Origin of the sequence: Kineococcus vitellinus (assembly GCF_009906315.1) — a bacterium.
Lineage (GTDB): Bacteria > Actinomycetota > Actinomycetes > Actinomycetales > Kineococcaceae > Kineococcus > Kineococcus vitellinus.
This window is the reverse complement of the sequence record NZ_JAAALL010000017.1, coordinates 16,317-30,135: the sequence shown is the minus strand read 5'-3', so window position 1 is coordinate 30,135 and position 13,819 is coordinate 16,317. Positions and strand designations below refer to the sequence as shown.

The following is a 13,819-nucleotide window of genomic DNA, read 5'->3' as shown; positions in this document are numbered from 1 at the left end:
ACCGGCGGCTGCGATGCTGGAGCGGTGCCGGCACCGCAGGGTCCCCGCGAGCCCACGGGACCGGTGCGCGGACCGGTGGACGGGCCGGCGCACGACGCGCGGACGGCCCGGTTGTCGCTGCGCGCCCCGACCCCCGACGACGTGCCCGAGCTGTTCGCCCTGTACTCCGACCCCCGCGTCTGGCGGGGCGACCCGCTCCTGCGCCACCCCTCGCCCGCGCGCACGCGGGAGCTCCTCGAGCGCTGGCGGGAGAGCTGGCGGAGCGCGGGCCTGGGGCTCTGGGTGGCCAGGGCCCTGCCTGCCCCCGGCGCGGACGAGGTGGCCGGCACGGGTGAGCTGGTCGGCGTGGGCGGCTGCAGCCTGCGCGCGGCCGGCGCCTGGAACCTGGCCTTCACGCTGCACCCGGAGCGCTGGGGGCGGGGGTACGCCCAGGAGGTCGCCGCCGCCGGCACCCACCGGGCGCGGCGGGCGCGCCCGGAGCTGCCGGTCACCGCCGTCGTCGCCGGGCGCAACGAGCGCTCGGTGCGGGCCGTGCGGCGCGCGGGGCTGCACGAGGTCTGGCGCGGCCCCGACGCGCGCGACCCGGACCCGGCGGCCACGCTGCTGCTGTTCGCCGACCGCCCGCTGCCGCGGGAGCGGGTGCGCGCGCTCGTGGCCTAGCGCGGGCCGCACCGCGAGCGCGGGGACCTACGCGCCCACCGGGCTCGCCGGGGAGGACGTTCCGACGGCCCCGCTCCGCAGCAGCGCCAGCAGCGCCTCCTCCGGGCGGGGCGGGCTGTAGAGGTAGCCCTGGACGGTGTCGCAGCCGTGGCGGCGCAGCAGCTCCGCCTGCTGCGGTGTCTCCACGCCCTCCGCGACCACCGTCAGCCCCAGGGCCGCGCCGATGCCCAGCACGGCGCGCACGACCGCGTCGCAGCTCGGGTCCCGGCCCAGGCCGGCGACGAAGGTCGGGCCGATCTTCAGCAGGTCCACGGGCAGCTCGCTCAGCCGCGCCAGGCCGGCGGAACCGGTGCCCAGGTCGTCGACGGCGATGCGCACCCCCTCCCCGCGCAGGCCCTGCAGGTCGGCCAGCAGCGAGCGGGTGATCCTCGGCACGGCGGTCTCGGGCAGCTCCAGCACCAGGCGGTGCGCGGGCAGCCCGTGGCGGGCCAGCGCGGCGCGCACGTCGGCGCCGAGGGTGCCCGCCTCGATCTGGCGTCCGGAGACGTTGACGTGCACCGCCGGCGCCGCCGGGCCCAGGGCCTCGCTCCAGCGGGCGGCCATCCGGCAGGACTCCGAGAGCACGCGGCGGCCGATCCCCAGCACCAGCGGGCCGGTCTCGGCGACGTCGAGGAACTCCGCCGGGCTCAGCAGGCCGCGGGTGGGGTGCTGCCAGCGCAGCAGGGTCTCCACCGCCACCGGGTGCCCGGTGGCCAGGTCGAGGACGGGCTGGCCGTGCAGGACGAGCTCGTCGCGCTCCAGGGCCTCGCGCAGCTGGGGCAGCAGGCGGGCGGCCCGGCCGCTGGAGGCCTCGGCGTCCCGGCTGCGGGTGTGGGCGCGGTTCTTGCCGGCGCGCTTGGCCTCGTACATCGCGCTGTCGGCGTGGGCCAGCGCGTGCTCGGCCGCGCTCCACGCGTCCTCACCGCCACCGCTCGCCGCGTCGGTCAGGGTCGCCAGGTGGCTGCCGATGCTCACCCCCACGGTGAAGGTGCCCGCGCTCAGGGTCACCGGCTCGCGCAGCGAGGTCAGCAGCCGCCGCGCGATGACGTCCAGGTCGGCGGCCGCGGTGACGTCGGGGCAGACGACGGCGAACTCGTCGCCGCCCAGGCGCGCCAGCGTGTCGCCCGGGCGCAGGCAGCCGGTGAAGCGCTCGGCGACCACGCGCAGCAGCTCGTCGCCGGCGGCGTGGCCGGCGGAGTCGTTGACGGCCTTGAACCCGTCCAGGTCGCAGAAGAAGACGCCCACCCCGGTGCCGCTGCGCCCGGCGGCGGCCAGGGCGTGCTCGAGGCGGTCGTGCAGCAGGGTGCGGTTGGGCAGGCCGGTGAGGGCGTCGTGCAGCGCCTGGTGGCGCAGCGCCTGCTCGGCCGCCTTCCTGGCCGTCACGTCCTCGACGAGGCACAGCAGCTGTGGCCGGGCCTGCGGGGCGCCGGTCCCCCGGCTCGCGGACCCCTGCGCCGGGGAGGCCGTCATGGCGGTGACGGTCAGCAGGCCCCAGCGGGTGCTGCCGTCGGCGTGGCGGTAGCGCTGCTCCACCTGGCCGTGGGTGCGCTCGCCCAGCAGGAAGGGTGCGAAGGCCAGCAGGCTCTCGGCCCGCTCCTCGGGGTGCACCAGCTCGTGGACCTCGCGGGTCAGCAGCTGCGCGGCGCTGAGGCCGGTGAAGGTGCACAGCGTGGAGTTGACCTGCAGCAGGCGCCCCGCGTCGTCCTCGCCGAGGCCGACGATCATCATCCCGACGGGTGCGGTGTCGAAGGCCAGGCGGAAGCGCTGCTCGGACTCGACGAGGCGCTGGCGGTCGGCGCGCTTGTCGGTGACGTCCTCGACGTGGGTGACGCTGTAGCGGGGCACGCCGTCGTCGTCGGCGATCACCGCCACGTCCAGGGCGACCCAGATCACCTCCCCGTCGGAGCGCACGTACCGCTTCTCGAAGTGGGCGCTGGGTGCGGTGCCGTCCACGAGCCGCTGCAGCTGCCCGCGGGAGGTGAACAGGTCCTCGGGGTGGGTGACGTCGGCGAACGCCTTGCCGACCAGCTCCTGGCGCGAGTAGCCCAGCATCGTGCAGGCGGCGGGGTTGGCGCTGAGGAAGCGGCCCGCCTCCTCGCCGGTCAGCGCGGTGATCAGCACGCCGGTCGGGGCGTGGGTGAAGGCCAGGCTGAAGCGCTGCTCCGCCTCGCGCAGCGCCTCCTCCGCGCGGCGGCGCTCGGAGACGTCGCGGGCGGCGATGGAGGCCCCGACCACCGCACCGGCGGCGTCCAGCACGGGCGAGACGGTGATCGAGATGCTCAGGGGGTGGCCCTCGCGGTGGCGGCCGACCGCGTCGGTGGGGCCGATGGAGGCGACGCCCTCACCTCTGGCCGCCCTCGCCAGCCAGCCCGCCAGCCGCCGCACGTCGACGGCACCGGCGACGGGGCTCAGGTCGCCGCCCAGCACCTGCTCGGCGGCGTGGCCGTACAGCTGCTCGGCGGCGGCGTTCCAGGAGGTGATGCGCCCGGTGAGGTCGACGGAGACGATGGCGTCGCGGGCCCCGGCGACGATGCCGGCCAGGGAGCGGGCCTCCTGCTCCAGGCGGCGGCGCTCGGTGACGTCGCGCAGCGCGGCGTAGACGCGCCGCTCCCCCTCGACCTCGATCGGGGTCAGCGTCAGCTCCACGACCAGGGCGGCGCCGTCGCGGCGGCGGGCGGGCACCTCCACGCCGGCGCCCAGGGTCCGGGTCCCGGTGCGCAGGAAGCGCTCGAAGCCGGCGTGGTGGGCGGCGGCCGCGGCCGGGGGCAGGATCGTCTCGGCCAGGGTCCGGCCCAGGGCCTCGTGCGCGGGCCAGCCGAACAGGCGCTCGGCGGCGGCGTTCCAGGAGGTGATGCGCTGGTCCTCGTCCACGGCCAGGAAGGCGTCGCTGGTGGCGGTCAGCACCAGGCGCAGCTCGGCGTCGCGCGAGGCCAGGCGCTGGGTCCGGGCGGCGTGCCGGCGGGCCTCCACGGCCTGCTGGCGCGCCTCGGCGGCGTAGCGCTCGGCCAGGCGGCTCTGGCGGCGGCGCTCGAAGAGGGCCACCACGACCTGCGCCAGCCCCTCGAGCCCGCTCAGCTGGGCGGCGGTGAGCTCACCGGGTGCGGTGTCGAAGACGCAGAGGCTGCCCAGGGCGTGACCGCGCGGGCTCACCAGGGGCGCGGAGGCGTACAGGCGCACCCGGGCCAGGCGGCCGTCGACCCAGGGGTTGGTGCGGTAGCGCTCGTCGAGGGCGGCGTCGGGGACGTGGACGACCTCACCGGCGGTGAAGTGCAGCGCGCACATGGAGTCCTCGCGCGGGGAGTCGGCGCCCTCGAAGCCGACGGTCGCCAGCTGGCACTGGCGGCGCTCGTCGATGAGGTTCAGCGTGGCGTTGGGGAGCCCGGTCAGCAGCGCCGCGGCGCGCACGACGTGCTCCAGCTCGGCGTCGACGGGGGCGTCGACGACGTCGTACTCGTGCAGGGCGGCCAGCCGCAGGACCTCGAGCTGCAGCCCGTCCCGCACCGGGCGGTGGAGCGATCCGGTGGCAGGTGTCACGCGGGATCAGCTCGGCGCGCGGGGGCCCGACCTTGAGGCGCGCCGCGACGCCGGGTGGCGCTCGCGCGCCCGGGCGCTCAGGCCGCGCGCTCCTGCTCCCCCTCGTCCAGCCCGTCCCCGTCCAGCCCGTCCCCGTCGAGGCCGTCGCGCTCGGGCTCGGCGGCCTCCAGCTCGCACGCGACCGGCTGCAGCATCTCGGCCAGGCGCCACGCCTCGGAGCGGCTCAGGTGCAGGCCCATCTCCCGGTGGGTGCCCAGGCCGGAGTAGATCGCCACGCCGGACAGGTCCGGTTCGGACCCGTCGTCGGCGATGACGCTCAGGCAGATCCACGGCTTCATGCCGGGGCGGAAGTGCGCCAGCCGCATCGGGGGCAGGTCGCGCTCACCCCGCAGGTACGGCACGAGCATCCGCACGTAGGCGAGGTCGTAGACCTCGGTGCGTCCCTCGGCGCGCAGGACGACGTCCCTGCCCTCGATGGTCACGGATTCGGCGGCAGTGGCCCCTAGCTGCACGTGCCTCATTGCAGTGCACGTCGCGGCGATGCGCACGCCGAACCGTGTCCGCACCGTGTCCGCACCGTGTCCGGGCCGGCCCGGGCGGGCCGCTGGGGCCGGGCGGCGGGGAACGGCGGGGGTTCAGGAACGGGCGGCCGCGGTGTCCTCCACGAGCTCGCGGGCCGCGTCGAGGGCGGCCCCCAGCGCCGCCGGGCCGCCGCCGAGACCGGCGAAGACCGCCGCCGCCCGCTCGCCGAAGCGCTCCGGCGCGCCGGGCAGCCGCCCGGCCGCCGCGACCGCGCCCTTCTCGTTGACGACCCAGCGCCCCGCGCGGGCGTGCACGGCGTGCGCGCACAGCAGGACGGCCCGGAACAGGCACCCGGCCACGTAGGCGCCGTCGCCGCGCGGGGCGGCCTTGCGGGCACCGCCGAGCAGGAAGCGGGCCTCCTCCAGCGCGGCGACGACGGCCTCGCGCAGCGCCGGCGGGTAGGTCCCGGCCTGCTGCCGCAGGCGGGTCAGCTCACCGGTCGGGTCCGCCAGCACGACCGCCAGCGCCGCCTCGCCGGCGTAGGCGAAGCTCGGGAAGCCCAGCGGGTGCCCCACCTGGAAGTGCCACGCGAGCTCCCCGGCCCGCGCCGCCGCCCAGCTGCGGTGCACGCGGTCCAGGTCGCGGTAGATCCAGTCCACCGGGGTGCCGTCGACCTCCAGCCAGCCGCCGCCGTCGACCCACGGCCCCCACCCCCCGGGGGCGGTCACCTCGGCGGCCGGGCCGGCGAGGTCGCGGGCCAGCCGGCCCAGCGCCGCGGTGTCCAGCGGCGGGCGGTAGTAGAGCCCCAGGTCGACGTCGGAACCCGGCCCGTGCTCGCCGCGCGCGCGGCTGCCGCCGAGGGCGACCGCCACGACCCCGGGGACCTCGACGAGGCGTTCGGCCAGCTGCGCCAGGCGCGCGTCGGTGAGCACCGGGCCAGCATGCCCGCGCAACCGCGTCGACCGCCCCGCGCGGGCCGCCCACGATGGGCCGGTGAGCACGCGCGAGCTCGTCTACTTCGTCGCCGTCAGCCTCGACGGGTTCATCGCCGCGCCCGACGGCGGGTACGGCGACTTCACCGCCGAGCCGGAACTGCTGCACGAGTTCACCGACGCGTTCCCCAGCCACGTCCAGCGCCTGGCCGGGGTGCGGGTCGACCGCTCGCGCTTCGACACCGTGGTGATGGGGTGGAACACCTGCACCCCCGCGCTGGACGAGGGCATCGAGAGCCCGTACGCGCACCTGCGCCAGTACGTCGTCGCCTCGCCCGGGCGGCGGGTCGGCGCGGACGTGCACCTGGTGCACGACGCGGTCGCCACGGTGCGCGCCCTCAAGGCCGAACCCTCCGGCACCGCGATCCACCTGGCCGGCGGTGGCCGGCTCGCCGGGTCGCTGCTCGACGAGATCGACCGCCTCGTGCTGAAGGTGAGCCCGGTCGTGCTGGGCGACGGCGTGCCGCTGTTCGGCCGCGCGGGGTACTCGCCCCGCCCGCTGCGGGTGCTGGAGCAGCGGCGGTTCGGCTCGGGGCTGACGCTCGTCGAGGCCGTGCCGCGCCGCTGACCGCCCGCGGGCCGGTGCACGGGCGGCGAGGGGCGGGAGGTGTCGGGGGCCGGTCGTAGGCTGCCGCGCGTGCTCCTCGTCCACGGCCTCTGGACGCGTGCGCAGACGCTGGCGCTGTGGGTGGAGGTCCCGCGGCGGCTGCCCGGCGCCGCGCGCGCCGGCGACCTCGCGCAGCTGGCGGGGGCCGCCCCGGCCGCGCCGCACCTGGCCGGTGCCCTCGCCCGGCCGCGGGGCCCGCTGACCGTCCTGCTGCCGTGCACCGCCGCGGGCCGGCCGGCGGCCTCCGGCGCCCGCCCGCGCGAGGACTGGCGGCTGCTGCCGGTGGACCTGCAGGTCGTGCAGCTGCACGGCCGGCAGGCGGTCGACGTGCTGGCCGAGGTCGCCGGTCCCGCGGCCGCCGTGGCCGGCGACGGCCTGCGCTGGCTGGCGCACGTGGCCGCGGGTGCGCGCACCGCCGTCGACGCCGGGCACGTCGTCCCCGACCTCGCGGTGCGCGACGGGGAGCTCCTGGCGCGCTGGGTGCCGCTGCCGGACCGGCGCGTGCACCGCTGGCGGGCAGCGCTCGCCGAGGCCTGCCCACCGGTGCTGCGCGCCCAGGCCGGGGCCTCGCCGCCGACGGCCGCGGAGCTGGTCGACGACGTGCTCGCCGTCGTCACCGACGTGCTCGCCGCGCAGCGCACCGCGGACGCGGTCCCCGGGCCGCTGCCCGCCGCCCCGGCGGTGCGCCGGTGGCTGACGGCCCTGCGCACCGGGGAGCCGGTGCGGGCGCCCGGCAGCGCGCAGGCGCTGGTGCGCCGGGTGCGCGAGTGGCAGCGCAGCAGCCAGGACGGCGGCTTCGAGGTGCTGCTGCGCCTCGTCGAACCCGGTCCGTGGGAGCAGGACGGCGCGGAGGAGGCCTGGCGCCTGCAGCTGCGGCTGCGCCCGCTGGACGAGCCCAGCCTCGTGCTGGACCTCGCGCAGGCGCGCGCCGAGGGCGGGCGCGCCGCCGACGGCGAGGACCCGCTGCTGCTGCTGCTGTCCGGCGCCGCGCGCGCCGGCGCGGCCCACCCGCCGCTGCGCCGGCTGCTGAGCGGTCCCGGCGCCGAGGCCGCCTCCGCCGCGGGCGTCGAGCTGGGCGTGGAGGAGCTGCTGGACCTCGTCGAGCGCGGCGGTCCCCGGCTGGCGGCCGCCGGCGTCGCGCTGCAGGTGCCGCGGCACTGGACGCGCGGGGCGGTCTCGCTCTCCCTGGAGGCCTCCGCGACGCAGCCCGGCGCGGTCACCGACCCGCAGCTGCGCAAGGACGACCTCGTGGACTTCCGGTGGCGGGCGGCCCTGGGCGGGACGCCGCTGAGCGAGGCCGAGCTGCTGGCCCTGGCCGCCGCGGGCAGCTCCCTGGTGCGCTTCCGCGGCGAGTGGGTGCAGGTGGACCTGGAGGACCTGCGGCGCAGCGCGCGCTTCCTGCGCACCCGCGGCAGCGGCTCCGCGCCGGTGCGCGACGTCCTCGCCCTCGTCGGCGCGGGGCGCGACCTGCCCGCGCCCGTCACCTCCGTCGACGCGCGCGGCGTCCTGGGCGACGTGCTGTCCGGGCGGGCGGCCGAGCGGCTGCCGGAGCTGGCGGACCCGCCGGGGCTGCGGGCCGTGCTGCGCCCCTACCAGCGGCGCGGGCTGACGTGGCTGGCCACCATGTCGCGGCTGGGGCTGGGTGCGGTGCTGGCCGACGACATGGGCCTGGGCAAGACGCTGCAGCTGCTGGCGCTGCTGGCGCACGAGCACGCGGAGGACGGGCGGGCGGAGGTGCCCGCCGGCGGTCCGACGCTGCTGGTGTGCCCGATGTCGGTCGTGGGCAACTGGCAGGCCGAGGCCGCCCGCTTCACGCCGGGGCTGCGGGTGCACGTCCAGCACGGCCCGGCCCGGCCCCGCGGCGCGGACCTGGTGGCGGTGGCCGCCGGGCACGACCTCGTGGTCACCACCTACGGGCTGCTGGTGCGCGACGTCGCGGACCTGGCCCGGGTGCCCTGGCGGCGGGTCGCCCTCGACGAGGCCCAGCACGTCAAGAACGTCGCGACCCGCGCGGCGCGGGCGGTGCGGGCGCTGCCGGCCCGGCACCGGGTGGCGCTCACCGGGACCCCGGTGGAGAACCGGCTGGAGGACCTGCGCGCGGTGCTGGACGCCACCAACCCCGGGCTGCTGGGCTCGGCCGCGCACTTCCGCGACACCTTCGCGGTGCCGATCGAGAAGCTGGGCCAGCAGGGGCCCGCCCGCCGGCTGGCCGTCGTCACGCGCCCCTTCGTGCTGCGGCGGGTCAAGACGGACCCCGCCGTCGCCGGCGACCTGCCCGAGAGGATCGAGATGACGGTGCGGGCCAACCTCACCCCCGAGCAGGCCGGGCTGTACCGGGCGGTCGTCGACGAGCTGGTGCGCCGCCTCGCCGACCCGGAGGTGGAGGGCGTCTCGCGCAAGGGCCTGGTGCTGGCGGCGCTGACCCGCCTCAAGCAGGTCTGCAACCACCCGGCCCACTACCTCGGCGACGCCTCCGGCGTGCTGCACCGCGGCCGGCACCGCTCGGGCAAGCTGGAGCTGCTCGACGACATCGTCACCAGCGCCCGCGCCGAGGGCGAGAAGGTGCTGTGCTTCACCCAGTTCGCGGAGTTCGGGCACATGCTGGCCCCGCACCTGGCCGAGCGCACCGGTGAGCCCGTGCCGTTCCTGCACGGCGGCGTGCCGCGCCGCCGGCGCGACGCGATGGTGGCGGAGTTCTCCGAGGCGGACGGGCCGGGCGTCCTGCTGCTCTCGCTGAAGGCGGGCGGCACGGGGCTGAACCTCACGGCCGCCAGCCACGTCGTGCACGTGGACCGCTGGTGGAACCCGGCCGTGGAGGACCAGGCCACCGACCGCGCGCACCGCATCGGCCAGCAGCGGCGGGTGCAGGTGCGCAAGCTCGTCAGCGTCGGCACCGTCGAGGAGCGCGTCGACGCCCTGGTGCAGCGCAAGCGCGACCTCGCCGGCGCCGTCGTCGGCAGCGGCGAGGGCTGGATCACCGAGCTCGACGGGGATGCGCTGCGCGAGCTGCTCAGCCTCGGCGCCGACGCGGTGGGCGACTGACGTGGCCTTCGAGGGGTACGGGCGGCGGCGGCCGGGGCGCGGGGCGCAGCTGCGCTCGCGGCGCGGCGCGATCGCGCAGACCTGGTGGTCGCAGCGCTTCACCGCGCACCTGGAGGCGACGGGCAGCCGGGGCCGGCTGGAGCGGGGGCGCACGTACGCGCGCGCCGGCCAGGTCGTCGAGCTGCGCCCGCGCCCGGGGGCGGTGCGGGCGCGGGTGCAGGGTTCGCGCCCGCGCCCCTACCTCGTCGAGGTCGGCGTCCGCCGCTGGAGCGCCACGGAGGTCGAGGCCGTCGTCGCGGTCGTCGTCGAGAACCCGCTGCTGCTGGCCCCGCTGTTCGCCGGGGACGTCCCGCCCGGCCTGGTCGACCTGCTCACCGGCATCGGCGTCGAGCTGCTGCCCGCGGACGCGGAGGTCGCCTACGACTGCAGCTGCCCCGACGACGCCGAGCCGTGCAAGCACGCGGCCGCCGTCGTCTACGCCCTCGCCGAGCGCCTGGACGCCGAGCCCGCCACCGCGCTGCTGCTGCGCGGGGTCGAGCTGGCCGAGCTGCTGCGGCGCATCCAGACCGCCGCCAGCGGGCCGTCGCAGCCGGTGGAGGACCTGTCGGTGCACCTGGCGGGCTTCCACCGCGCCGGGGGCGAGCTGCCCGCGCTGGGGGTTCCGCGGGCCCTCCCGGGGCGGACCGTCGCCGACGACCTCGACGACGTGGTGCTCGGTCCCGGCGCCGAGGGGACGGCGCAGGCGCTGCGCCCGCTGCTGCTGGCCCTGCGCGACACGCCGGGGCCCGGAAACGGCGGGAGAAACCTCCAGGAAACCTGAGGGGTGCACAATCGGGCTCCGCCTGTCCGCCCGACCTCAGGAGCTGTACCCCCATGCGGCGTCGCCACTTCCTCTCCGCAGCAGGACTCGCGACGACCGCGGTGGCCGCCGCGGGCTGCAGCTCCGACTCCGGCTCGGACGCCGAGGGCTCCGGCGGTTCGGGGGGTTCCGGGGGCGGCTCGCTGGTGGTGGACAACGCCTTCGACCTCAAGACCGCCGACCCGGCCCGCTCGTTCGAGCTGACGGGGGCGATGCTCAACAAGCAGTTGTACGAGACCGCGCTCACCTACACCGGTTCCGACGTCAGCGAACCCGTGGCGCAGGTGTGCACGTACGCCCTCTCCGACGACCAGCGCGTGCTGACGCTGACGATCGAGGGCGAGCACCTGTTCGCCGACGGCTCCGCCGTGGACGCCGACGACATCGTCTTCTCCTACCAGCGCGTGCAGGGCGTCAAGGGCAACCCGAGCTTCCTGCTCGACGGCGTCACCGTCGCCAAGGTCGACGACAGCACGGTCACGCTGACCAGCGAGACGCCGAACCCGGCGCTGCCGTACATCCTGCCGAACCCCTCGCTGGGCATCCTGAACTCCGAGCTCGTGCAGGCCAACGGCGGGACGACGGGCCCGGACGACGCCGCGGAGACCTTCCTGAACTCCACCTCCGCCGGCTCGGGCGCGTACCAGCTCGACACGCTGCAGGTGACCAGCCAGGTCGTGCTGGAGCAGAACCCCTCCTACGGCGGCGAGGCGCCCGCGTTCGGCCGCGTCGTGCTGGAGAACGTCCAGCCGGCGACCCAGAAGATCAACGTGCAGTCCGGCACCGCGCAGATCGCCACCGACCTGTCCGCCGACGAGGTGGAGGGCCTCGACGGCGGCCGCACGGCCGTGGTGAGCACCGCGTCCTCCTACATGATCTTCGCCTGGTTCAACACCGACCCCGCCCACGGCGGCCCCGCGGCGAACCCGGCGTTCGTGCAGGCCGTGCGCAAGGCGCTGGACTACGACGCGCTGCTGGAGCTGACCGGCGAGGGTTCGGTGCAGCCCGGCGGCGTCGTCCCCTCGCAGTTCGTCGGGCACCTGGAGTCCGACCCGTCGAACTCCCACGACCCGGCCGCCGCGGAGCAGCTGCTCGCGCAGTCCGGCTACGCCGGGGAGCCGATCGAGTTCCTGTTCTCCAACGACGTCGCGGTCAGCGGGGTCCAGCTGCAGCTGCTCGCCCAGGCCGTCCAGTCGCAGCTGCAGGCGGTCGGCATCACGATCACCCTGGCGCCCAAGCCGTCGGCGACGTCGCTGGACTCCTTCCGCAGCGGCCGGTTCCAGGCCGGCCTGGCCTACTGGGGCCCCGACTTCCCGGACCCCTCGAACTACCTGGCCTTCACGCCGGGCGAGAACGTGGGCCTGCGGGCGGGCTGGACGCCGCAGTCGCCGACCGCCGCGCAGGTCATGCCGCTGGTCGAGGCGGCCCGCGCCGCCTCCGGCCCCGACGCGCGCGACGCCGCCTACCAGGCGCTGCAGCGGCAGATGAACGTCGACGGCCCGTTCGTGCCGATCGTGCAGCCCGCGCAGAACGTCGTCACCTCCTCCGACCTGCGCGACGTGGCGCTCAACCCGATCTGGACCCTGGACCTTGCCGCCCTCTCCTGACGCCCCCGGGCGGACCGGCGCGGGGCGCGGCGGCCACCCGCTGCTGCGCTACCTGGGGATCCGCTTCCTCGTCAGCCTGCTGCTGGTGTGGGGCGTCACGCTGGTGACCTTCGTGCTCACCGCGCTGGTGCCGGCGGACCCGGTCGCCGCCGTGCTCGGCGACCAGGCCGCCGCCGACCCCGAGGTCGTCGCCCAGTTCCGCCGGGAGCTGGGCCTGGACCGCCCGCTGGCGGTGCAGTACCTGCTGTACCTGCAGCGCCTGGTGCACCTGGACCTCGGCACGTCCGCGCAGACCCGGCAGCCGGTGCTGGACGACCTGCGCGAGGCGGTCCCGGCGACGCTGGAGCTGGCGCTGTTCGTGCTCGTCGTCTCCGTCGTCCTGGGCGTCGGCGCCGGCCTGCTCGCGGCGCTGCGCCACCACCGGCCCGTCGACGGCGTCGTGCGCGTCCTCAGCCTCGTCGGCATCTCCACCCCGACGTTCTGGCTGGCGCTCATCCTCTTCTACGTCGGCTTCTACCGGCTGGGCTGGTTCCCCGGCTCCGGGCGCCTGGACGCGCGGATGGCGCCGCCGCCGGAGGTCACGGGGCTGCTGACCGTGGACAGCCTGCTGGCCGGGGACGCCGCGGCCTTCACCGACGCGGTCGCGCACCTGCTGCTGCCGGGCATCGTGCTGACCCTGTACGCGGTCGGGCTGCTGGCCCGCTTCTCGCGCTCGGCGGTGCTGGACGTGCTGTCCGCCGAGCACGTCACGGCCGCGCGCGCCAAGGGCCTGCCGGCCCGCGCGGTCGTCTTCCGCTACGTGCTGCGCGCCGCGCTGGTGCCGATTCTCACCGTCGTCGGCCTCAGCTTCGGCTCGCTGCTGTCGGGGTCGGTGCTCACCGAGGCCGTGTTCGCCTGGCACGGCCTGGGCCAGTACGCCTACCAGTCCGCCACCCGGCTGGACCTGCAGGCCGTCATGGGAGTGGGACTCGTCGTGGGCATCACCTACATCACCATCAACTTCGCGGTCGACGTGCTGACCGCGTTCGTCGACCCGCGGGTGCGCCGGCGGTGAGCGCGACCACGCCCGCGCGGCCCGCGCCGGCCGCGCCCCCGGCGCGCCCGGGCTGGCTGCGGCGCTCGCTGCGGCCGCGCTCGCCGCTGACGGCGATCGGCGTCGTCGTCGCGCTCGCCTGGCTGCTCGTCGTCGTCCTGGGCCCGATGCTGCCGGTGCAGGACCCGCTGGCCCAGACGCCCGACCGGCTGGCCCCCCTCTCCAGGGAGCACTGGTTCGGGACCGACAGCCTGGGGCGCGACGTCTTCGCCCGCGTCGTGGCCGGGGCGCGCGTGTCGATCCCGCTCTCGCTGCTGCTGGTCGTGCTCTCGATGCTGCTGGGCTCCTTCGTCGGCGCGGTGGCCGGGCTGCTGGGCGGCGTCGTCGACGAGGTGCTCATGCGCGTGGCCGACCTCGTCCTCGCCTTCCCGACGATCATCCTGGCGATGGGGGTGGCGGCGGCGCTCGGGCCGAGCCTGACCCACGCCGTCGTCGCGATGCTCGTCGTCACCTGGCCGCAGTACGCCCGCGTCACGCGCTCGCTGGTGCTCGGCGCCCGCGACCGCGAGTTCGTGATCGCCGGCCGCCTCATGGGCATCGGCTGGTTCACCTCGCTGCGCCGCGACGTCGTCCCCAACGTCACCGGCCCCGTGCTCGTGCTCGCCACCCTGGACTTCGGCAACGCCGTGCTGCTGCTGTCGGGGCTGTCCTTCCTCGGGCTGGGCACCGTGCCGCCCACGCCCGAGTGGGGGCTGATGGTCTCCGACGGGGTGCAGAACTTCACCGCCTGGTGGGTGGCCGCCTTCCCCGGCCTGGCGATCGTCAGCATCGTCCTGGCCTTCAACTTCATCGGCGACGCGCTGCGGGACGCGCTGGACCCGCGCACCCAGCAGGCCGTCGGGAGCAGGGCGCTGTGAGCACGCA

At 76.8% G+C, this 13,819-nt stretch carries 10 protein-coding genes; 7 read left to right on the top strand and 3 right to left on the bottom strand.

The window, feature by feature from the left end; translation table 11 throughout:
- A partial coding sequence (locus GTQ99_RS03225) for a GNAT family N-acetyltransferase (protein WP_205706696.1) occupies positions 1-660 on the top strand: 660 nt, incomplete at its 5' end.
- A gap of 27 nt (positions 661-687) precedes the next feature.
- Here the strand turns inward: GTQ99_RS03225 and GTQ99_RS03220 are convergent.
- The 3 genes from GTQ99_RS03220 to GTQ99_RS03210 form a co-directional block, all read right to left on the bottom strand.
- On the bottom strand, positions 688-4,233 hold the full coding sequence (locus GTQ99_RS03220; RefSeq protein ID WP_166614294.1) for a PAS domain S-box protein: 3,546 nt from the start codon (positions 4,231-4,233) through the stop codon (positions 688-690).
- A 77-nt stretch (positions 4,234-4,310) separates the two neighbouring features.
- A complete protein-coding gene (locus tag GTQ99_RS03215) occupies positions 4,311-4,715 on the bottom strand; it encodes a hypothetical protein (protein WP_166614293.1) in 405 nt (134 codons plus the stop codon).
- A gap of 153 nt (positions 4,716-4,868) precedes the next feature.
- On the bottom strand, positions 4,869-5,687 hold the full coding sequence (locus tag GTQ99_RS03210) for a nucleotidyltransferase domain-containing protein (RefSeq protein ID WP_166614292.1): 819 nt from the start codon (positions 5,685-5,687) through the stop codon (positions 4,869-4,871).
- Between the two features lie 61 nt (positions 5,688-5,748).
- Between GTQ99_RS03210 and GTQ99_RS03205 the strand changes: the two genes are divergently transcribed.
- From GTQ99_RS03205 to GTQ99_RS24710, 6 genes are all read left to right on the top strand, one after another.
- A complete protein-coding gene (locus GTQ99_RS03205) occupies positions 5,749-6,315 on the top strand; it encodes a dihydrofolate reductase family protein (RefSeq protein ID WP_166614291.1) in 567 nt (188 codons plus the stop codon).
- Between the two features lie 69 nt (positions 6,316-6,384).
- Complete coding sequence (locus GTQ99_RS24715; RefSeq protein WP_205706695.1) at positions 6,385-9,396, top strand: SNF2-related protein; 3,012 nt, start codon at positions 6,385-6,387, stop codon at positions 9,394-9,396.
- Between the two features lies 1 nt (position 9,397).
- The gene (locus GTQ99_RS03195; protein ID WP_166614290.1) at positions 9,398-10,216 is read left to right on the top strand and encodes an SWIM zinc finger family protein; all 819 of its coding nucleotides are present in this window, start codon (positions 9,398-9,400) and stop codon (positions 10,214-10,216) included.
- Positions 10,217-10,269: 53 nt separating this feature from the next.
- On the top strand, positions 10,270-11,862 hold the full coding sequence (locus GTQ99_RS03190; protein WP_166614289.1) for an ABC transporter substrate-binding protein: 1,593 nt from the start codon (positions 10,270-10,272) through the stop codon (positions 11,860-11,862).
- On the top strand, positions 11,846-12,916 hold the full coding sequence (locus tag GTQ99_RS03185) for an ABC transporter permease (RefSeq protein WP_166614288.1): 1,071 nt from the start codon (positions 11,846-11,848) through the stop codon (positions 12,914-12,916). Before GTQ99_RS03190 ends, GTQ99_RS03185 begins: the two co-directional genes overlap by 17 nt.
- The gene (locus GTQ99_RS24710) at positions 12,913-13,812 is read left to right on the top strand and encodes an ABC transporter permease subunit (protein WP_205706694.1); all 900 of its coding nucleotides are present in this window, start codon (positions 12,913-12,915) and stop codon (positions 13,810-13,812) included. The genes GTQ99_RS03185 and GTQ99_RS24710 overlap by 4 nt, the downstream gene beginning before the upstream one ends.
- Positions 13,813-13,819 lie beyond the last annotated feature (7 nt).